Origin of the sequence: Streptomyces sp. NPDC057694 (assembly GCF_042799415.1) — a bacterium.
Classification (GTDB): domain Bacteria; phylum Actinomycetota; class Actinomycetes; order Streptomycetales; family Streptomycetaceae; genus Streptomyces.
The window spans coordinates 30109-49690 of record NZ_JBHVIX010000028.1 but is presented as its reverse complement, the minus strand read 5'-3'; the positions used below and the strand labels follow the sequence as shown (position 1 = coordinate 49690).

Annotated in this window: 17 protein-coding genes; 4 read left to right on the top strand and 13 right to left on the bottom strand. The window is 72.8% G+C overall.

The window, feature by feature from the left end:
- Positions 1-94 precede the first annotated feature (94 nt).
- Genes ACFVDP_RS37485 through ACFVDP_RS37460 form a run of 6 tightly spaced genes read right to left on the bottom strand, consistent with a single transcriptional unit; the run spans position 95 to position 7086 of the window.
- A complete protein-coding gene (locus ACFVDP_RS37485) occupies positions 95-1609 on the bottom strand; it encodes a cryptochrome/photolyase family protein (protein ID WP_383500028.1) in 1515 nt (504 codons plus the stop codon).
- A 36-nt stretch (positions 1610-1645) separates the two neighbouring features.
- Positions 1646-2446: a DUF1295 domain-containing protein gene (locus ACFVDP_RS37480; RefSeq protein WP_383500025.1), complete on the bottom strand. Its 801-nt coding sequence runs from the start codon at positions 2444-2446 to the stop codon at positions 1646-1648.
- Complete coding sequence (locus ACFVDP_RS37475) at positions 2443-3753, bottom strand: class I SAM-dependent methyltransferase (protein ID WP_383500022.1); 1311 nt, start codon at positions 3751-3753, stop codon at positions 2443-2445. Before ACFVDP_RS37475 ends, ACFVDP_RS37480 begins: the two co-directional genes overlap by 4 nt.
- The gene (locus ACFVDP_RS37470; protein WP_383500019.1) at positions 3750-5063 is read right to left on the bottom strand and encodes a class I SAM-dependent methyltransferase; all 1314 of its coding nucleotides are present in this window, start codon (positions 5061-5063) and stop codon (positions 3750-3752) included. Before ACFVDP_RS37470 ends, ACFVDP_RS37475 begins: the two co-directional genes overlap by 4 nt.
- Positions 5060-5794 (bottom strand): DUF1365 domain-containing protein, encoded by a 735-nt coding sequence (locus ACFVDP_RS37465; RefSeq protein WP_383500016.1) that lies wholly within the window; start codon positions 5792-5794, stop codon positions 5060-5062. The genes ACFVDP_RS37470 and ACFVDP_RS37465 overlap by 4 nt, the downstream gene beginning before the upstream one ends.
- On the bottom strand, positions 5791-7086 hold the full coding sequence (locus ACFVDP_RS37460; RefSeq protein ID WP_383500013.1) for an NAD(P)/FAD-dependent oxidoreductase: 1296 nt from the start codon (positions 7084-7086) through the stop codon (positions 5791-5793). Before ACFVDP_RS37460 ends, ACFVDP_RS37465 begins: the two co-directional genes overlap by 4 nt.
- A 164-nt stretch (positions 7087-7250) precedes the next feature.
- Between ACFVDP_RS37460 and ACFVDP_RS37455 the strand changes: the two genes are divergently transcribed.
- From ACFVDP_RS37455 to ACFVDP_RS37445, 3 genes are all read left to right on the top strand, one after another.
- A complete protein-coding gene (locus tag ACFVDP_RS37455) occupies positions 7251-7763 on the top strand; it encodes a MarR family winged helix-turn-helix transcriptional regulator (RefSeq protein WP_383500010.1) in 513 nt (170 codons plus the stop codon).
- 158 nt (positions 7764-7921) lie between these two features.
- The gene (locus ACFVDP_RS37450) at positions 7922-10000 is read left to right on the top strand and encodes an MMPL family transporter (RefSeq protein WP_383500007.1); all 2079 of its coding nucleotides are present in this window, start codon (positions 7922-7924) and stop codon (positions 9998-10000) included.
- Positions 10001-10097: 97 nt separating this feature from the next.
- Positions 10098-10628: a DUF4383 domain-containing protein gene (locus tag ACFVDP_RS37445; RefSeq protein ID WP_383500004.1), complete on the top strand. Its 531-nt coding sequence runs from the start codon at positions 10098-10100 to the stop codon at positions 10626-10628.
- Positions 10629-10631: 3 nt separating this feature from the next.
- Here the strand turns inward: ACFVDP_RS37445 and ACFVDP_RS37440 are convergent, their stop codons facing one another.
- The 7 genes from ACFVDP_RS37440 to ACFVDP_RS37410 form a co-directional block, all read right to left on the bottom strand.
- Complete coding sequence (locus tag ACFVDP_RS37440; protein WP_383500001.1) at positions 10632-10856, bottom strand: hypothetical protein; 225 nt, start codon at positions 10854-10856, stop codon at positions 10632-10634.
- Between the two features lie 124 nt (positions 10857-10980).
- A complete protein-coding gene (locus ACFVDP_RS37435) occupies positions 10981-11832 on the bottom strand; it encodes an SGNH/GDSL hydrolase family protein (protein WP_383499998.1) in 852 nt (283 codons plus the stop codon).
- A gap of 56 nt (positions 11833-11888) precedes the next feature.
- Positions 11889-13322, bottom strand: coding sequence for a carboxylesterase/lipase family protein (locus tag ACFVDP_RS37430; RefSeq protein WP_383499995.1), 1434 nt, complete (start codon positions 13320-13322; stop codon positions 11889-11891).
- Positions 13319-14806 carry a long-chain fatty acid--CoA ligase gene (locus ACFVDP_RS37425; protein WP_383499992.1) on the bottom strand — a complete coding sequence of 496 codons (1488 nt, stop codon included), beginning with the start codon at positions 14804-14806 and terminating at the stop codon, positions 13319-13321. Before ACFVDP_RS37425 ends, ACFVDP_RS37430 begins: the two co-directional genes overlap by 4 nt.
- A gap of 175 nt (positions 14807-14981) precedes the next feature.
- On the bottom strand, positions 14982-16166 hold the full coding sequence (locus tag ACFVDP_RS37420; protein ID WP_383499990.1) for a PucR family transcriptional regulator: 1185 nt from the start codon (positions 16164-16166) through the stop codon (positions 14982-14984).
- Positions 16167-16271: 105 nt separating this feature from the next.
- The gene (locus tag ACFVDP_RS37415) at positions 16272-17597 is read right to left on the bottom strand and encodes an MFS transporter (protein ID WP_383499987.1); all 1326 of its coding nucleotides are present in this window, start codon (positions 17595-17597) and stop codon (positions 16272-16274) included.
- Between the two features lie 322 nt (positions 17598-17919).
- The gene (locus ACFVDP_RS37410) at positions 17920-19002 is read right to left on the bottom strand and encodes an NADH:flavin oxidoreductase/NADH oxidase (RefSeq protein ID WP_383499984.1); all 1083 of its coding nucleotides are present in this window, start codon (positions 19000-19002) and stop codon (positions 17920-17922) included.
- A gap of 134 nt (positions 19003-19136) precedes the next feature.
- On the opposite strand from ACFVDP_RS37410, the gene ACFVDP_RS37405 reads away from it, so the two are divergent.
- Entirely contained in the window at positions 19137-19499 is a 363-nt protein-coding gene (locus ACFVDP_RS37405; protein ID WP_383499981.1) for an ArsR/SmtB family transcription factor, read from the top strand.
- The last annotated feature ends 83 nt before the right edge of the window (positions 19500-19582 follow it).

Sequence of the window (19582 nt, the reverse complement as noted above, 5' to 3'; positions counted from 1 at the left end):
CACTCGGGCTTCGTGCTCGTACACTTACCGCTTATGTGCCTGTGACGTCTCCGGGGGAGAGGGATCACGCCTCCCCCCCCCCCCCCGGGACGTGTCAGTCGGCGCGGTCCCGCTCCTGTTCGAGCAGGGCGTCCAGATCGCTCAAGCGGCCGAGCCCACGGACCGCCTGCGCCATGCGCGGATTGTGCTCGAACCGGGCCCGGTGCCGGTGCAGGAACGCCCAGTACCCGGCCGTGAACGGACACGCGTCGTCGCCCACCCGCACCGTCGGTTTGAAGCGGCAGTCGCCGCAGAAGTCGGTCATCCGGTTGAGGTAGGCGCCGCCCGAGGTGTACGGCTTCGTCGTCATCCGGCCGCCGTCCGCGAACTGCGACATCCCCATGACGTTCGGCACCATCACCCAGTCGTAGCCGTCGACGAACGCCCGGTGGAACCAGTCCGTCACCTCGGCCGGATCCCAGCCGCGCTGAAGCGCGTAGCTCCCCAGGATCATCAGCCGGGGAATGTGGTGCGTCCAGCCCGTCGCGCGTACGTCGTCCAGGACGTGCGACAGACAGTTGGCGCTCACCGCCGTGGAGTCCAGCTCCTCCCACCAGGACGGCACCTCGCCGTGCGCCCGCAGGACGTTCGCCGTCCGGTGCTCCGGGCCGAAATGCCAGTAGAGCTGCCACACGTACTCCCGCCAGCCGGCGATCTGCCGGACGAAGCCCTCGACGCTGTTGAGCGGCGCCCGTCCGGCGCGGTACTCGGCCTCGGCGCCCTCGACGCACTCCGCCGGGTCCAGCAGGCCGAGATTGAGCGAGGAGGACAGCAGGCTGTGGCTCATGACGGGGTCGGAGGCGAGCACGGCGTCCTCGTACGTGCCGAACGTCGGCAGCCGGAACTCCAGGAACCGCCGCAGCGCGGCCAGCGCCTCGCGGCGGCTCGCGGGGAAGAGGCGAGGCCCGTCGTCGCCCAGGAACTCCACGGTGCCCTCGCGCTGCCAGCGGTCGAGATCCGCGCGGACCTCCGCGTCGATCTCGTCCTCCCGGGGCCGGTAGGGGGCGGGCACCCCGAGGTCGGCCGCACCGCGCGGCGCCGGTTCGCGGTTGTCGTGGTCGAGGTTCCAGCGCCCGCCGGCCGGTTCGCCGCCGTCCATCAGGAGATCGTGGTTGCCGCGCACCCACCGGTAGAAGGTCTCCTGGCGCAGCTGTCCTGAGCCGCTCCGGGCCGCCCAGTCACGGAAGTCGTCGTGGGCGACGAGGAACCCGCGTGCGGGCAGCACCCGGGTCGCGGGGCGGGCGGTGACCAGCTTCAGCGCCGCCCGCGACGTCGGGTGATGGACCGTCAGCGGGGCGTCGCCGACGGCCTCGCGCACCCCCTGCACATAGCTGTCGGCCTTGACGTAGACGACTCTGTCGCCGAGTTCCGCGGCCCGGTGCCGCATCGCCGAGAGCACCAGGTGCGCCTTGGCCCGATGGAATCTGCGGCGCCGGAACACGCCCTGGGACTCCACCATCAGCACCGGGGTGTCCCGGTGCGGCCCGTCGGGTCCCGCCGCGAGGAAGTGCGGCCCCAACTGGTCCCCGAAGAGCCAGTGGGCCGCCACGTCCTTGTCGTTCTCAGGCACCGTGCGCCGTTCCTTCCGAGTGGGTCGTACCGCGGGTCAGCGGCGCGGCGGCCAGGGGAAGAACCCACTGGTCCGCGCCACGTACTCGGTATAGCCCGGCCGCCCGGCCATGTGCTGTTCCAACAGGCGCTTACCGCTGCCCTTCGTCAGCAACAGGGTCATCACCAGGGGCGACACGACACTGACGGCCGCCGCTCCGAGCGCGTCGCAGGTCAGCAGGAACAGGCCCCACCACACACAGAAGTCCCCGAAGTAGTTCGGGTGCCGGGTGTAGCGCCACAGCCCCCGGTCCATGATCCGGCCCTTGGCCGCCGGGTCCGCCTTGAACCGGGCGAGCTGGGCGTCACCGACCGCCTCGAAGACCATCCCGACGGCCCACAGTGCGCCACCCGCCCAGGCGAACCCGCTCATCGGCCCCGGCACGTAACCGGCCGCCTGGACCGGCAGCGACACCAGCCAGACGAGCGCGCCCTGGAGCAGATAGACCATGCGCAGGGCGTACAGGTTCCGGCTGCCGGGCGCCTTCGCCAGCATCCGTTCGTAGCGCGGGTCCTCACCGTGCCCCCGTCCCCGCCGCGCGATGTGGACGGCGAGCCGGACGCCCCACACCGCCGTCAGCACGGTCACCAGGACCCGGCGGCCGGTGTCGCCGCTGCCCGCCGACGCCGCGAAGCTCACCACGGCCACCGCCGTGAACCCGAGCCCCCACGCGACGTCGACGATCCGGTGCAGCCCCTTGCGCAGGGCCACGGCGAACGTACCCAGCAGGACGGCCAGCGCGGCGGCGGCCGACCAGCCGAGGCCCGCCGCGAAGTCCGCCCAGGGAAAGCCGTTCACAGCGCGTCCAGCCCCGCGTACCAGTCCCGCTGCGTCGCGGGCATTCCGCTGCCTCCGTCGGCGGTCGGCCGGACGGAGAGGATCTGGTCGACCCCCATGCGCCGCTCGTCGAACGCCAGAGCGCCGCCGACCAGGTACAGCCGCCACACCCGGGCCGTCTCCTCGCCGACGAGCCGTACGACGTCGCCCCAGCGTTCCTCCAGCGTGCGGTGCCAGGCGTCGACCGTGCGCACGTAGTCCTCGCGCAGCGACTCCGCCGACCGCACCTCGAGACCGGCCGACTCCAGCAGCGCCACCGTGTCGCCCAGCGGCCGCATGTGCATGTCGGGCGCGATGTACGCCTCGATGAACGCACCGCCGCCCGGGGCCACGCTCCCGCGCGACATCTGCTGCACCATCACCCGCCCCGCGGGCCGCACCAGCCGGTGCAGGGACGCGGCGAACGCGGGGTACTCGTCGTCGCCGACGTGCTCGCCCATCTCGACGGTGGCGACCGCGTCGTAGCCGCCGCCCGTGATGTCCCGGTAGTCCTGGCACACCACGTCGACCCGGTCGTCGAGACCCCGCTCGCGCACCTGCTCCCGTACGTACGCGGCCTGCTCGGCGGCGAGCGTCACGGCCGTGACCCGCGCCCCGTGCCGCTCGGCCGCGTACAGCGTGAGCGAACCCCAGCCGCAGCCGATGTCGAGCAGCCGCGCGCCCTCCACCAGGCCGAGCTTGCGGCAGATCAGTTCCAGCTTGGCGCGCTGCGCGTCGGCGGCGCCGAACTTCGGGTCGTCGGACGCCCAGTAGCCGCACGAGTAGGCCATCGTCTCGTCCAGCAGCAGCCGGTAGAAGGCGTTGGACAGGTCGTAGTGGTGGCTGATGGCGGCCCGGTCGCGGGTCCTGCTGTGCAGGACCCCGCGCAGCCGCGCCTGGGACGCGGGCGGCGCCGGCGGCGGCCCCGCCGCCCCCAGCAGGGCCGCCTCGCGGACCGCGCGGGCCCGGTCGGCGAGGGTGAGCCGCGGCGGGTGCAGCCGGCGTTCCCTGGCCGCCGCCCACATGGTGCGCAGGCCGGTGGCCAGGTCGCCCTCGACGTCGATCTCACCGGTCACATAGGCCTGCGCGAGGCCCAGTTCGCCCGGCTGCCACAGCAGCCGGCGCAGCGCCCGGCGGGACCGCACGACGACGACGGGGCCGTCGGCGGGGCCCGCCTCGGCGCCGTCCCAGGTGCGCAGCCGGACCGGGAGCGGCCCGCCGAGCGCGGTCGAGGCGAGTGCGGCGAGCCGGTGGGCGGCACCGGTCCTGACGGGTCGTGCGGTGCTCATCGGTCGGACGCCTCCTTGGTGAACAGGTACTGCTGTACGTCGAGGTATCCGGAGCGGAACCCGGCCTCGGAGTAGGCGAGATAGAACGTCCACATGCGGCGGAACGTCTCGTCGAAGCCCAGCGCGTCGACCTCGTCCGCGCGCTCGGTGAACCGCTCGCGCCACAGGCGCAGCGTCTCCGCGTAGTGGGCGCCGTAGCCGTCGCGGCGGGCGACCGTGAGCCCGGTGTGCTCGTGCACGACCTCCGCCACCGCCTCGACGGACGGCAGCAGACCCCCGGGGAAGATGTACTTCTGGATCCAGGTGTACGTGGAGCCGCTGGCCAGCATCCGGTCGTGCGGCATCGTGATGGCCTGGAGCGCGATCCGGCCGCCGGGGGCGAGGCGGGCGTCGAGCGTGCGGAAGTACACGGGCCAGAACTCGGCGCCGACGGCCTCGATCATCTCGACGCTCACGACGGCGTCGTACGTGCCGCGCGCCTCGCGGTAGTCGCACAGCTCGACCGAGACCCGGTCGGCGAGACCCGCCGCCGCGATCCGGTCGCGCGCCAGGTCCCGCTGCTCCTGGGAGAGGGTGAGCGAGGTGACGTGCGCGCCGCGGGCGGCGGCGCGCAGCGCGAGTTCGCCCCACCCGGTGCCGATCTCCAGCACGCGCGTGCCCTCGCGCACGTCGGCGAGGTCGAGCAGCCGGTCGATCTTGCGGCGCTGGGCGTCGGCGAGCAGGTTCCACTCGGCGGGCAGCGCGCGGAAGACGCCCGACGAATAGCTGAGGGTCTCGTCGAGGAACAGCGCGAACAGGTCGTTGGACAGGTCGTAGTGGTGGCTGATGTTCTCCCGCGAGCCGTCCGGGCTGTTGCGCTGGGCGGCCGGCCTGCGCAGTGCCCACAGGCCGCGCAGCCGCTGCAACGGCGCGGGCACCAGATCGGCCGCGTGCGCCGCGAGGACGGTCAGCACCGACACCAGGTCCGGGGCGTCCCATTCCCGTGCCATGTAGGACTCGCCGAACCCGATCAGGCCGTGCCGCCCGATCCGGGCATGGAACGCCCGCGGCTCGCGGACCTCCATCAGGGGCCCGCCGCGGCCGAGTTCGGTCCCGTCCGCGAACCGGACGCGCAGCGGCAGCCGCTCCAGGGCCCGGCGCACGACGGCCGCGGCGACCGCGGTCCTGGCCCGCGAGGCCCGGGGCGACGCCGCGACGTCCGGCCAGCGCGCCGGATCCACGGAAGGGTTCCGCGCCGTGCCGCGGAACGCCGTGGCCGGGGCGGGGACGATCGAGGAGGGATCGATCGAGGGGGAATCGTCAGTTCTCATCGGTGGTTCTCCGGGCATTGTCGTGAGGCGGGCCGGGGCTGGACCGGTAGCCCGCGCAGATACAGACGTACGCCGTGCAGCCGGATCGCGGCGGACACGGCGAGCGTGGACCACGGCCGGCGCACGGCGAGGCGCAGCAGGGTCCGCGCCCGTACTTCCCGCCGTGCGCCGCGAACGGTTGCGGTGAACGGCCGGCCGCCGTCGCGCTCCAGCTGCACGGTGAGGTCGACCCGGCCGCCGGGTGCGGGCAGGCGCATGCGGTAACGGCCGTCGACGGGGAAGAACGGCGAGACGTAGAACTCCTTGTCGGTCACCGCCCGCCCCGCGCCGTCCGGATGCAGCAGATAGGAGTGCCGTCCGCGGTACGTGTTGTGGACCTCGGCGACGACACAGCGCGGCGCGCCGTCGGGGCCGTGGCACCAGTAGAGGGTGATCGGGTTGAACACGTACCCGAACACGCGCGCGTGGGTGAGCATCTGGACCTCGCCGCCCTCCAGATCCACCCCGTGCTCGGCGAGGAAGGCGTCGAGGCCGGCGCGGACGGACGGCGCCCGGCCGGTGAAGTGGTCGCGTGGATCGAAGCGTGCCAACGGCCGCAGCAGGAGCGGAAGTTCAGGTGGCCGGTCGGGATCGATGAGCCACATGTAGGTGCGATGCCGCAGGGTGTAGCGCTGCGGCGCGGTGCGTACGTGGGCGATCGCGACGTCGTACAGGGCGGGCGCGGCCGTCACCAGCGCACCCCCAGCGCCGCGGCGGCCGCCGCGCCCGAGCGGCAGCCGTCCTCGTGGAACCCCCAGCCGTGATAGGCACCCGCGAACGCCGAGACGCCGGTGTCCAGTTCGGACAGCCGGGCCTGCGCGGCCACCGACTCCGGCGTGTAGACCGGGTGCTCGTACACCATTTGGGCCAGCACCCGGTCCGGATCGACCCGGTCCTCGCCGCCGAGGGTGACGACATAGGTCTCGGCGGCGTCCAGGCGCTGGAGGCGGTTCATGTCGTAGCTGACCCGGACCCGGTCGGCGCCCGCCGCGCAGGACGGCATCAGGTAGTTCCACGCGGCGCGGGCCCGGCGGGCCCGGGGCAGCAGACCGGTGTCGGTGTGCAGCAGCGTGGAATTGCGGGAGTACCGGAAGGCGCCGAGGAGCGTCTTCTCCTGCGGCGTGGCGTCGGCCAGCAGGTTCAGGGCCTGGTCCGGATGCGTGGCGACGACCACGGAGTCGTACGAGGCGGTGGCGCCGTCCCCGGTGGTGACCTCGGCCCCGTCCGCGTGCCGCCGCACGGCCCGGACCGGCGTCGACAGGCGCACCGTGTGCACGCCCTCGGCCACCCGGTCGACGTAACTGCGGGAGCCGCCCGTGACGGTCCGCCACGTCGGCGATCCGCTCACCGAGAGCATCCCGTGGTGGCGCAGGAACCGGAACAGGTACCCGGCCGGATAGGCCTGGGCGGTGGCGGCGTCGCAGGACCAGACCGCCGAGACGACCGGCGTCATGAAGTGCGTACGGAAGTACGGGGAGAAGCCCTCGCGGTCCAGGAAACCGCCCAGCGTCAGCGCGGAGTCCGGGTCTTCGTCGAGCAGCCGCCGGGCCGCCCGGTGGAAGGCGGGCACCTCGGAGAGGAGCCGCAGATAGGGCCCGCTCACGGCGTTGCGGGGACGCGCGAACAGTCCGCCGGGGCCGCGGGCGCCCGCGTACTCCAGGCCGCACCCCTCGCACCGCACCGACATGCTCATCTCCGACTCCTGCGTGGCGACGCCGAGTTCGGCGAACAGCCGCAGCAGGTTCGGATAGGTGGCGCGGTTGTGCACGATGAACCCTGAGTCGACACGGTGCCGCGCGCCGTCGGAGGCGGTCAGATCGTGGGTGTGGGCGTGACCGCCCAGCCGGTCGTCGGCCTCGTACAAAGTGACGTGGTGCGTGCGGCCCAGGACATGCGCGGCGGTGAGCCCGGCCACGCCGCTTCCGATCACGGCGGTGCGCCGCCGTCCGGTCCCTTCGGAGTCCTGCCCCGATATCGACGTCATGCCTCTCCTCCCCGGCGACCGCGGGCGCGGTCTCACCTGTGATCCGGAGCAGGTCGGGCGGTGGATTGGTCGACGGCGCGCGACTTTGTGACAGGGGTGGTGAAGGGGGGCGCGCGCGGTCGCCCGGGCCGGGGGATCACGGGCGGCGTCGATAGAGTGGGCAGGTGGACAACCGTGAACCCCGAAGGGCGCCCGTCGCAGGCGGCGCGGACACCCCGTCCGTGCCCTCGCACCCGGACCTGCGCGCCCTCGCCGTCCAGCTGCGCCGGCTCAACGGCGAGCTGAACGGGATCGTCCACGCCTTCGCGGCCGGACAGGAACTGCATCCCACGGACGTCCAGGCGCTCGCCGCCATCCTGGACGCCGACACGCCCCTCACCCCGAGCCTGCTGCGGCAGCGTCTCGGCCTCACCTCCGGCGCGGTCAGCGCCTGCGTGGACCGGCTGGAGCGCGCGGGACACGTGAAGCGGGTCCGCGAGAGCGCGGACCGGCGGGTCGTGCACCTGCACTACGTGGCCAGTGCGCAGGCGCAGGCCCGCAAGCACTTCGCGCCGCTCGCCGAGGCGACGGAGCGGGCCCGGCGCCGCTTCGACGAACCCGAACTGGCCGTCGTCCTGCGCTTCCTGAACGTCCTCAACGAGGAACTCACCGAGACCCGGAGCGGTCCCCGCGACTGATCCGCGTCCGCCGCATCCGATCGGCGCGCACGGCGCGAATGATGAGCACGGAACCCCCGTCGGGCATCTTTGACTCAATCATTAAGATACTTTGTTGTTGAGATACCTGAGATCGCTGATACATCCGTGACCCCCGCTGTCGCTGCTCTGGGAGAACCATGTCCCGCACCCCCCGAGGTACTCGGTGGATCGTGCCTCTTGTCCTGCTCTTCGTCTGGCTCGCCGTGGGCGGCACCCTGGGCCCCTACGCCGGGCGGCTGGGTGAGGTCTCCACCAACGACCAGGCCGCGTTCCTGCCGCGGAGCGCCGAGTCGACACGCGTGATCGAGGCGCAGCGCGCCTTCCAGGAGGACGAGACGCTGCCGGTCATCGTCGTCTGGACCGCCGACGACAAGGGCTCCCTCGACAGCGCGCAGCGCGGCGCCGCCACCCGCGCGCTGGCCGCGCTGAAGGGCACGTCCGGGGTGGTGGGCGAGGTCTCGCCCGCGATCCCGTCGAGCGACCGCAAGGCACTGGAAGGGGTGGTCCAGCTCCGGCCCGACCTCGGCGACGACCTCGCCCCGACCCTCGACCGGATCTCCGAGCGGGCAGGAGCCGTCAGCGGCGCCACGGCCGTCCTCGCGGGACCGGCCGCCAGCCAGGCCGACCTCTCCGACGCCTTCGCCGGGATCGACGGACTGCTCCTCGGCGTCGCCCTGATCACGGTCCTCGTGATCCTTCTGCTCGTCTACCGCAGCGTCCTGCTGCCCTTCGTCATCATCCTCAGCGCGGTGTTCGCCCTGGGAGTCGCCTGCGCCGTCGTCTACGTCCTCGCCGACCACGACGTCGTCCGGGTCGACGGCCAGGTACAGGGCATCCTGTCGATCCTGGTGATCGGCGCGGCCACCGACTACGCCCTGCTGCTCACCGCCCGCTACCGAGAGGAACTCGCCGCCGGGCACGACCGGTTCACCGCGATGCGGGCCGCCCTGCGCCGGTCCAGCGGGGCCGTCGTCGCCAGCGCCGCCACGGTCGCGCTCGGCCTGCTCGCGCTGCTGCTCAGCGACCTCACCAACAACCGGGCCCTGGGTCCGGTGGGCGCCATCGGCATCGTGTGCGCCGTCCTGACCACGCTCACCTTCCTGCCGGCGGCCCTGGTCCTGCTGGGCAACGCCGCGTACTGGCCCGCACGGCCCCGGCCCGCGGAGGCCGCGGGCGGCGGCCACGGCGTGTGGCGCCGCATCGCCCGCCTCGTCGGAAAGTCCCCCCGGAAGATCTGGGCCGTCGCGCTGATCGGCCTGCTGGCCTGTGCAGCCTTCGCGCCCACCCTGAACTCCAAGGGCGTGCCCCTCGACGAGATCTTCGTCAACGACGCGCCGTCGGTCACCGCGCAGGCCACCCTCGCCGAGCACTTCCCCGGCGGTTCCGGCAACCCGGCCGTCGTGATCGCCGACGCCGGTCACGAGAAGGGGATCGTCGAGCGGGCCGAGGCGGTCCCCGGGGTCGCCGACGTGACGCCCGTGACCGGACAGGGCCGCCCCGGCTCCGGCCAGACCCGGGTCGTGGACGGCAGGATCCGCGTGGACGTCACCCTCAAGGACGCCGCGGACAGCGACGCCGCCAAGGCCACGGTCGCCCGGCTGCGCACCGCCCTGCACGGGATCGACGGCGCCGACGCCCTGGTCGGCGGCTACACCGCCCAGCAGTACGACACCCAGCACACCGCCGAACACGACCGCGCGCTGATCGTCCCCGTCGTCCTGGCCATCATCCTGGTCATCCTGATCGGACTGCTGAGGTCCGTCCTCATGCCGCTGATCCTGGTCGCGACGGTGGCGCTGAACTTCGCCGCGACGCTCGGCATCTCCTCGCTGGTGTTCAAGCACGTCTTCGGGTTCTCCGGCACCGACGCCTCCGTACCGCTGTACGGGTTCGTGTTCCTCGTGGCGCTGGGCGTGGACTACAACATCTTCCTGATGTCCCGGGCCCGGGAGGAGTCCCTGGAGCACGGGGCGCGCGAGGGCATCCTGAGGGCGCTCGTCGCCACGGGCGGGGTGATCACCTCGGCCGGTGTCGTGCTGGCCGCGACCTTCGCCGCCCTCGGCGTCATCCCGCTCGCCTTCCTCGTCCAGATCGCGTTCATCGTCGCGTTCGGCGTACTCCTCGACACCCTGATCGTCCGCTCGCTGCTGGTTCCCGCGCTGGTCAGGGACATCGGACCGAAGTCCTGGTGGCCGGGGCGACTGAGCAAGGAGTGATGTTCCGGCTCAGGTGCAACCGGCGGGAGACATCGGGGCGAAGTGATCTTCGAGAGGGGGGCCGCAGGACGTGGTTGACCGGAAAGGTGCCCGCATCATGGAACTCAACGACGAACTTCCCCTCGATCACAAACTGGCCCAGGTGTACCGGTGGGGCGCCGCGTTCTGCGGCGTCGTGCTGCTCGTCTTCGGGTGCCTCGGCTTCGCCGACCAACTGAGCCCGTTCAACACGGACGGCAGCCACATCGCGGGCATGTCCACGAACGGCGTCCTCAGCCTCATCTCGGTCGTCGTCGGGGTCGCCCTGATCGCCGGAGCCGTCATCGGGGGCAACTTCGCCTCCTCGCTCAACATGGTCGTGGGCACGCTGTTCCTGATCAGCGGCTTCGTCCACGTGTTCATCCTGGACAAGGGCGCGAACGTGCTCGGCTTCGGCATGACCAACGTCGTCTTCAGCTTCATCATGGGCCTGGTCATCCTCACGTTCGGGATGTACGGCCGGGTGTCCGGCGGGCTGACCCACGACAATCCCTACTGGCGCCGCCGTCACCCCCGGGAGGCGGCACGGGAGTCGGTCGCGCGCCGCGGCCTGCCCGCCGGCCGCCCCCCGACCGGCTCCCGCACCTGAGCCCTACAGCTGGTCGCGAATCGTCTCCCACACCTCGTACGGAGGCCGCACCGGGTCCGCCTCACCGGCCCGGGCGGCCTCCGTCACGCGCAGGAACTGCGCGAGCGTCGAGCGACACGTCTCGCAGTCCCGCATGTGGTCCTCCGCCGCGGCCGACAGGTCACCTTCGAGGGCGAACAGCGCGAGATCCCCGGGCGACGGGTGATGGATCTGAGAACCGGCTGACATCGGTCACCTCTGACGGCGGAAGCTGACGAAGCACGGCGGGTCCGTGGATCGGAGAAGTCGTGTCAACGAGCGTTCAGCTTGCCGGGCCGTGTCGGATGCAGTCGCCGTGGCGCGACGTGCGCCCTCAGCCTCGGGCGGCGGCGGCCACCGCCCGTCCGAACGCCCGCGATCCCGTCGCGTTCGGGTGCAGGGGGAACGCGTCCCGGGTGGAGACGGCGCCCTCGACATAGCGGTCGGCGGGTGCCGCGCACGCGTCGTGTCCGACGCCGAGGGCGGCGGTGTCCACGAACGTGTCCCCGTGCCGGTCGGCGGCCGCCCGCAGGATCTCGCCCAGGTGGTCGACCTTTCCCTGGAGGTAGTCGGCGTCCCGGGCCCAGAACGGCTGGACCGGATGGCAGCCGCCGGGCCTGAGGTAGGTGCCGTAGCCGACGACGAGGACCCGGGCGTGGGGCGCGCGCCGGTGGATCGTGTCCAGGACGCCGTCGAAGGTGGGGGCCCAGGCGTCGATGGCCGCCGCCACCTTGTCCGTGCCGCCTTCGGTGTTGCGCCGGGCGCAACTGGTGCCGAGCGGCTCCGGCAGGACGTTCACGCAGCTCACCGCCAGGTTGAACAGGGCCGTGTCATTGCCGCCGATGGTGATGCTGACGACGTCGGTGTCCTCGGTCAGCGCGTCGTACTGCGGTGCCGTCCCCGGGAACTGGGACGTCGACAGGTCGCCGGACGTGGCGCCGGAACAGCTGACGTCGGTCAGGGAGGCGCCCAGCTCCTCGGCCGCGACGTGCGGATAGTCGGCCAGCGAGCGCAGACACGCCCGGTCCGTGGTGTCGGTCGGCAGGACGAGCGGCGCTGCGGCGTAGGAGTCGCCCAACGCCACGTACCGGAGTCTGCCGCTGTCGGCCGCGGCGGCGGGTGGAGCGGCGGCGACGGCCGCGCAGAGCGCGGCGACGGCGGCCAGAGCGCGAGGACGGATCTTCATGGAGCGGTCTCCCTGTCGTGTCCGTGCGGGTGAAGTGGTGCCTGTGCGGGACGCGGTCAGCGCCACAGCCGGCGCTCCTGCTCACGGGGAGCGTGGACCACGTGCGCGCCGTCGGCGGCGAAGGTCATGACCGGCCGCCCGCCGTCCCACCGCGCCCAGCCCGGGTCGCCCGTCGTGGCGAACGAGACCCAGGCGCCGTGCATCGCGTCGGCCAGTTCCTGCGGAGCACCGTCCCCGGTGAGCAGCCGGCTGTCCGCGGTGCCGAGCGTGTCGAAGACGAAGCCGATCTCCAGGGCGTGGCAGGCGCCGAGCCGCTGGACGGGCGACGGCCAGGCGAACTCGTAGAGGAAGGTGCTCCCCGGCCTGCCCGTGCGGGCGTCCGCGAGCCGGTTGAAGGGGACGCGCAGCAGGGTGTCGGTCGCGATCGCGCCGAGGATCTCCCCGGGGGACGCGCCGGGCCGGGCGGCGCGGTAGACGCGCGGGGCGCGCCACGGAGCCCGCTGCTTGAGCAGGGCGGCCCGCAGCGTGACCCGGCCGATCCTGTCGACGAGTCCGCTGGGCACGAACCACAGCCGGTATTCGTCCGTGTTGCTCCCGAGGAGCACGTCGACGCCGTCGGAGGCACCCCGCGCCAGCGCCGTGGCCGGATCCTCCGGGACCAGGTCCCCGTCGACGACGACCTGGAAGCCGAGACCGCCGGTCAGCGGATTGCCGCGCCCGGTGACCTCTTTCTGCGCGGCGAGCAGGCGGCCCGGATCGGCCGCGGCGAAGGCCTCGGCGGTCGGTTCGATGCCGAGCTGCCCGGCCATGGCGGTGGTGGTGCGCGCCGCGTCCTTCGTGGACACCGCCGAGGGGGCGCCGCTCTGCAGCACGGCCCGGTGGAAGAGCCCCTTCGCGTGCGGGCTCGCGAGCAGGGCGGCGATGCTGATGGCGCCCGCGGACTCGCCGAACACCGTCACGTTGTCCGGGTCGCCGCCGAAGCCGCGGATGTTGTCCCGCACCCAGGCGAGCGCGGCCAGCTGATCGCGCAGCCCGAGATTGGCCGGAGCGTCGGGGAAGACGCCGAACCCCTCGATGCCGAGGCGGTAGTTGAGGGAGACGAGGACCACGCCGTCGCGGGCGAAGGCACGGCCGTCGTAGACCGGGACGGCCGAGGAGCCGTTGCGCAGGGAGCCGCCGTGGATCCAGACCATCACCGGCCGCGGGCCGCCGTCCGGCGCGGGCGTCCACACGTTGAGGTTGAGCCAGCCGTCGCCGGGCACGTCCGGGTCCGGCAGCAGCGCGTCCAGGGGCGCGCCGTACGGGTTCTTGGGCGCGGTGGGCCCGAAGGCCGTGGCCTCCAGGACCCCGTCCCAGGGCTCGGGCGGCTCCGGCGGCCGCAGCCGCAGCGAGCCCACCGGTGGCGCCGCGTACGGGATGCCCCGGAAGACGCTCACCCCGTCCTCGACCCGGCCACGCACCGCTCCGTACGCGGTCTCGACGACGTTCATCCGCACTCCTTCTGCAGTTCCCGCTTGAGGATCTTGCCGCTCGGGCCGAGCGGCAGCTCGCTCAACAGGCGCACGACACGCGGATACTTGTGCCGGCCGAGCCGTTCGCGGGCCCAGGCGACGATCTCCTCCCCGCTGTCGGTGGCGCCCGGCCGCAGCACGACGGCGGCGCACACCTCCTCGCCGCGCTCCTCGTCGGGCAGGCCGATGACGCTGACCTGGGCGATGGCGGGATGCCGGGCGAGCACCTCCTCGACCTCGCGCGGATACACGTTGAAACCGCCGCGGATGATGAGGTCCTTCTTGCGGTCGACGATGCTGAGACGGCCCTCGGCGTCCCGCACCCCCAGGTCGCCGGTGCGGAACCAGCCGTCGACGACGGCGGCCGCGCTCGCCGCGGGATCGTCGAGGTAGCCCGCGAAGATGTTGTGACCGCGCAGCACGACCTCGCCGACCTCACCGTCCGCGAGGAGCACCGTGCGGTCGTCGGTCTCCGCGTCGGCGATGCCCGCCTCGACACCCCAGATCGGATGGCCGACGGTGCCGGGCCTGCGGCCGAACGCCGGCTGGTTGAAGGTGGCCGCCGGGGAGGTCTCGGTCAGCCCGTACCCCTCCAGGAGCATCGTGTCGAAGGTGGTCTCGAAGCGTTCGAAGAGCGCGACGGGCAGGGCGGCGCCGCCCGAGACGGCCATCCGCAGCGCGGGCCGCCGCTCGTCGTGCGCGGCCGCCTCGACCAGCGCGTGATACATCGTCGGTACGCCCATGAACACCGTCACGCCTTCGCGCACCATCAGCTCCAGCGCGCCCGGACCGGTGAAGCGGGGGCACAGGACGAGAGTGGATCCGGCGCGCAGGGCGGCGTTCATGGCGCAGGACTGGCCGAAGCTGTGGAACAGCGGCAGACAGCCGAGGACCACGTCGTCCGGGGTCAGGGCGAACAGGTCCTGCGCGCAGACCGACGCGTTCATCACCAGGTTGGCGTGGGTGAGCAGGGCGCCCTTGGGCAGGCCCGTGGTGCCGCTCGTGTAGAGGATCACCGCGGTGTCGTCGGCGTCGCGCGGCTCGGCCACGGCCGGCTGCTCGGCGTCGCCGTCGACCTCCACGTGCAGCACCTCGACCCCGACCTCGTCGGCGGCGGCCCGCGCCACCGTCCCGTACGGATCGGCGGTGACGACGGCCCGGCAGCCGCTGTGCCTGAGCACATGGGCGACCTCGTCCGCGACGAGCAGCGCGTGCACCGGCACGACGGTCCCGCCCGCGGCGAGCACCGCGTAGTAGGCGCGCGGGAAGTCGGCGGTGTTGGGCAGCAGCAGCGCGACGCGGTCGCCCGGCCCGATGCCGTGGGCCCGCAGCCGGGCGGCGAAGCGCAGCGCTTCCTGCCACAGCGTGCGGTAGCTGACGCGGACATCGCCCTCGACGACCGCGATGCGGTCGGGGTGGCGGGCGGCGGATTCCTGCAGGACGGTGGCGACGCTCAGTTGCACAGCGGCTCCCTTGCATGTGTGCATGTGCGCGTGGCCGGCGACCGGGCCGGACGGACACGCGGTCGGGTCGGGCCGCCTCAGCTTCCGGCATCGCCCCACCGGGCACCATGTGCAACTGCCCACCATCACCGGCGGCGCGCTGGGCAGCGGCCACCCCGCCTCCAGCGCCCCCCGGTCAGGGAGTCAGTTCGAGCGCGCGCAGCGCCAGCGCCCAGCCGAGCCGGGCCTCGCCGGACTCGGCCGGGCGGCCCGTGAGTTCGGCGACCCGGCTGATGCGGTTGAGGACCGTGTTGCGGTGACAGAACAACTGGGTGGCGGTGCGCGACGCCGAGCAGCCCGAGTCGAGCCACACCCGCAACGTCGTGAGCAGCGCGGGACCCTCGGCGCCGCTGCTCAGCACCCCGTCCAGATAGCGCGCCACCAGCCGCTCCGCGATCTCCGGCTCGGTGCCGAGCGCCGCGTGCACCAGCCGTTCGTCGAGCTCGGCGACCTCCCCGTGGTCCGGCGCCAGGGTGTCGAGCGCGCGCCGGGCGAGGCGCAACCCCTGGTCGGCGAGGGCGAGTTCGGTGAAGGCGGGGGAGACCCCGGCCCGGTAGCCGAGGTGGGCGCGCAGCGTGTCGACGAGGACCGCGGGCTCGTGCGCCCCGAGCCGGACGAGGCCCGCCACGGTCTCGGCGCGCGAGCGCCAGAACGACCACATGCCGACCGCCTCCAGGACGGGCCCGGGGTCGGGTGGCGAGGCCGGATCCCGCGCGTCCTGCGCGATGAGGACCACCACGAACCGGTCGTGCCGCGGCACACCGAGCGCGGAGGCGGCCGCGGCGGCCACCGCCGGGTCGCCCGCCCGGCCGTCGAGCAGCGCCTCGAACAGGGCGCCGCGCCGGGACGCGTCGCGGTGCTCCAGTTCCAGGGTGCGCAGCCGGTAGGCGTCGGCCATCTCGGACGAGAACCGGTCGATGGTCTCCCACACCGCGCCCGCCATGTCCCCCATCAGCCGCTGCTGGGACGGCGGCCGGTCCCGCATCCAGTCCGCCATGGCCTGCCACAGCACGCGCCCGCCGCGCCGGTAGGCCTTCAGGACCGTGGCCAGCGGCATGCCCTGCTCGGCGCGCAGCCGCCCGTTGTCCGCGGCGACCGTCTCGAAGCGGCGCCGGTCACGGGGGAGCCCGCCGAACTCGCCGAGCGCCAGCTCGATGTTGCCGCGCAGCGTGAGTTCGAGGTCCTCGCGCGAGACGGGCCGCCCGCTGGCGTAGCGCGTGCTGTGGGCGCAGATGTCGGCCGCCAGGTCGGCGATCAGCGGGTCGAGATCGGTGAGCAGCGTCAGGGCCAGTTCGCGGCGCAGCGCCGACTCGTCGTCCATGGCCGGAGAATAGGCATCCGCCCTGCCGCCTGGGAAGAGGAACGGGCGGTTGCCCAGGTGACGGGGGAATCACCTGGGCAACCGCCCAATGGCGGGGAGGGCTCCTCAGTCGGCGGCCGTCGCCATGGCGGGGACACCGGTCCGCTCCTCGCGGCCCACCATCCACTTCAGCGCCGCGGCCAGCACACTGCCCACCAGACCGGCGACGACGACGAAGACGAACGGGGCGTCGGCGTCACCGCTGCGGTCCTCGATGAGGCCGAACACCAGCGGCCCGACGAAACCGCCGAGCAGCCCGACCGTGTTGATGAAGGCCAGACCCACGGCGGCCATCAGCCCCGACATCCGGGACATCGCCACGGACCAGAACAGGGGCAGCGTCCCGGTGAGGAAGAAGTTCGCGGCGAAGAGCAGCGCGAACCGGGCCCCTGCGGCGTCGGCCGCCAGATAGGCGGCCATGATCCCCGTCCCGGCCAGCGCGCACAGGACGATCAGCTCGGTGTCCCGCCCCACCCGGCTCTGCAGCCAGGGGAAGAAGAGCACGCCCCCGAGGATCGCCACGCCCATCGTCCCGGTGACGAGCCCGATGTGCATCGGGCCCGAGACGCCGAGCCCCTGCACGATCGACGGCAGGTTGAACCCGACGGCGGACCCGACGAGCTGGTTCACGAAGTAGGTCCCGGACAGCAGCAGCACGACGGGGCGCGCGAAGGCGAGGCCGAGGTTCCCGCGGAGCCGGTGGGGTGAGGGTTCGGCACCGGCGGCCGCGTGCCGGGTCAGCGAGGCGGCCTGCTCGGCCGACAGCCACTTCGCGTCCTCGGGGCGGCTCGGCAGCACGCACCACACGAACACGCCGATCGCCACGGTCAGCAGTCCCTCGACGAGGAACATCCACTGCCAGCCCTTGAGCCCGGCCACCCCGTCCAGGCTCATCAGCCCGCCCCCGGCCGGTGCGCCGAGCAGGGTGGCGAGCGCGGGCGCGGTGTAGACGAGTCCGACCACCGGCACCCGGTGCCGCTGGGCGAACCAGAGCGTCACCGTGTACATCAGCGCCGGATAGAGCCCGGCCTCGGCGGCGCCGAGCACGAACCGCAGGACGTAGAAGGAGACTTCGCCCTGCACGAACATCATCGCGGCCGAGACCAGTCCCCAGCTCACCGCGATCCGCGCGATCCACACCCGGGCACCCACCCGGTAGAGCACCATGTTGCTGGGCACTTCGAGCAGCGCGTAGCTGACGAAGAAGATGCCGGCGCCCAGCCCGTACGCGGCCGCGCTCACCCCGATGTCGGCCTCGAGGCGGGTCTTGGCCAGCGCGATGTTCGTCCGGTCCACGTACGACATGAAGTAGGCGAGGCCGAGCACCGGCAGCAGCCGCCGCATGGCGGTGCGGGTCGCGGCCGCGTGCACCGCGTCGGGTAGAGAGAGCATCACAGTCCTTCCCGCGTGCGCGCGTCGGCGCAGCAGGGGTTGCCGGAGATTGCCGTGGGGTGTGTCGTGAAAGCTGACAGCGGCCTCGCGCGGCACCGTTCTCCGGTGGTCGGGCGCGTGGCCGGTGGGTGTTCAGCTTCGAGTACGGCCCCTCGGCGCGACCATGTGCACGCGCCCACCGTGCCCGTGCGGGCGATGGGCACCGGCCCAGACCCGGACATGCGTCAGGGCGGAGGCTCCGGCGCCTCCGCCCTGATGGTCGTTCTCTGTCCTCACCCTCCGGGCCAGGACCCCTCACCCTCCGGGCCAGGACCCGCCCGGCTCAGACCGAGCGGTGGTACTGGTCCGGCACGTGCACGTCGGCGCCCAGTTCGCGGGCCGCGTGCCGGGCGAACGACGGGTCGCGCAGCAGCTCACGGCCGAGCAGCACGGCGTCCGCCTCGCCGTCCACGAGGATCTTCTCGGCCTGCTGGATCTCGGTGATCAGGCCGACGGCCGCGGCCGGGACCCCGGCCTCGTTGCGCACACGCGCGGCGAAGGGCACCTGGTAGCCGGGGCCGACCGGGATGCGTACCCCGGAGGCGTTGCCGCCGGTGGACACGTCGATCAGGTCCACCCCGTGCTCCTTGAGCTCGGCGGTGAACCGGACGGTGTCGTCGGCGGTCCAGCCCTCTTCCCCGTCCAGCCAGTCGGTCGCGGAGATACGGAAGAACAGCGGCAGCTCCTCGGGCCACACGGCGCGCACGGCGTCGGTGACCTCCAGGGCGAACCGGGTCCGGTTCTCGTACGAACCGCCGTATTCGTCGGTGCGCTTGTTGGAGTGCGGGGAGAGGAACTGGCCGATCAGATAGCCGTGCGCGCCGTGGAGCTCGATGACCTCGAACCCGGCGTCGAGCGAGCGCCGCGCCGCGTCCGCGAACTGACCCACGATCTCCTTGATGCCGTCGACGGTCAGCTCGGCGGGCACCGGGTGCCGCTCGTCGAAGGCGACGGCGCTCGGGGCGACGGCCTGCCAGCCGTGGGCGTCGGCGCCGACCGGCGCGCCGCCCACCCAGGGGCGGTCGGTGGAGGCCTTGCGGCCCGCGTGCCCCAGCTGGATTCCCGGCACGGTGTTCTGCGACTTCAGGAACGCGGTGATCCGGCGGAAGGCCTCGACCTGCGCGTCGTTCCAGATGCCGAGGTCGTAGGGGGAGATACGGCCCTCGGGGCTGATGCCCGTGGCCTCGACGATGATCAGGCCCGTGCCGCCGGCCGCGCGGGCGCCGTAGTGCTGGAAGTGCCAGTCGTTGGGGGCACCGGTCAGCGGGCCCTCGGCGACGGCGCTGTACTGGCACATCGGCGGCATCCAGACGCGGTTCGGGACGGTCAGCGACCGGAGGGTGTAGGGCTCGAACAGCGCGCTCACTGCGGACTCCATTCGTACGGTCTCGACTGCTTCTCTCGTACGATAGCCATCGTAGTACGGCGAATGTCAAACTACGAAGGTTCTCGTACAATGAGCGACGAGCCGCTCTACAGAGACGTGAAGAGGAGGTCGTCATGGCGACCGCAGCACCGCAGGCCACCGCGAGCCGCACACTCGTGCACCCGGCCCGCGAGGAGATCCGTCTCGAAGGGGTGCTGCACGCGCTGTCCGACCCGATGCGCCTCGCGGTCGTCCGTGAGATGGCGAGCGCGCGCAGCGCCGAGCTGTCCTGCTCGCACTTCGACCTGCCCGTCACCAAGTCGACGACCACGCACCACTTCCGGGTGCTGCGCGAGAGCGGTGTGATCGAGCAGGTCTACCGGGGCACCACGAAGCTGAACGGGCTGCGCAGAGCCGATCTCGACGCCCTGTTCCCGGGCCTCCTGGACAGCGTCCTGGCCGCCGCCGACCGGCAGGAGGAGCGGCTCGGCGCCTGAGCCGGACATGCCGGAGGGGGGGGGGGGGGCTCGAGGGCCCCCCCCCGTTCCCTTCCTCTCCCCCCACCGCCCCCCCCCCCCCC

Bases quoted from the DNA above. Each gene is read 5' to 3' on its own strand.
- ACFVDP_RS37475 (WP_383500022.1), bottom strand. From the start codon at position 3,753: ATGAGCACCGCACGACCCGTCAGGACCGGTGCCGCCCACCGGCTCGCC.
- ACFVDP_RS37470 (WP_383500019.1), bottom strand. From the start codon at position 5,063: ATGAGAACTGACGATTCCCCCTCGATCGATCCCTCCTCGATCGTCCCC.
- ACFVDP_RS37460 (WP_383500013.1), bottom strand. From the start codon at position 7,086: ATGACGTCGATATCGGGGCAGGACTCCGAAGGGACCGGACGGCGGCGC.
- ACFVDP_RS37450 (WP_383500007.1), top strand. From the start codon at position 7,922: ATGTCCCGCACCCCCCGAGGTACTCGGTGGATCGTGCCTCTTGTCCTG.
- ACFVDP_RS37445 (WP_383500004.1), top strand. From the start codon at position 10,098: ATGGAACTCAACGACGAACTTCCCCTCGATCACAAACTGGCCCAGGTG.
- ACFVDP_RS37440 (WP_383500001.1), bottom strand. From the start codon at position 10,856: ATGTCAGCCGGTTCTCAGATCCATCACCCGTCGCCCGGGGATCTCGCG.
- ACFVDP_RS37435 (WP_383499998.1), bottom strand. From the start codon at position 11,832: ATGAAGATCCGTCCTCGCGCTCTGGCCGCCGTCGCCGCGCTCTGCGCG.
- ACFVDP_RS37430 (WP_383499995.1), bottom strand. From the start codon at position 13,322: ATGAACGTCGTCGAGACCGCGTACGGAGCGGTGCGTGGCCGGGTCGAG.
- ACFVDP_RS37420 (WP_383499990.1), bottom strand. From the start codon at position 16,166: ATGGACGACGAGTCGGCGCTGCGCCGCGAACTGGCCCTGACGCTGCTC.
- ACFVDP_RS37415 (WP_383499987.1), bottom strand. From the start codon at position 17,597: ATGCTCTCTCTACCCGACGCGGTGCACGCGGCCGCGACCCGCACCGCC.
- ACFVDP_RS37405 (WP_383499981.1), top strand. From the start codon at position 19,137: ATGGCGACCGCAGCACCGCAGGCCACCGCGAGCCGCACACTCGTGCAC.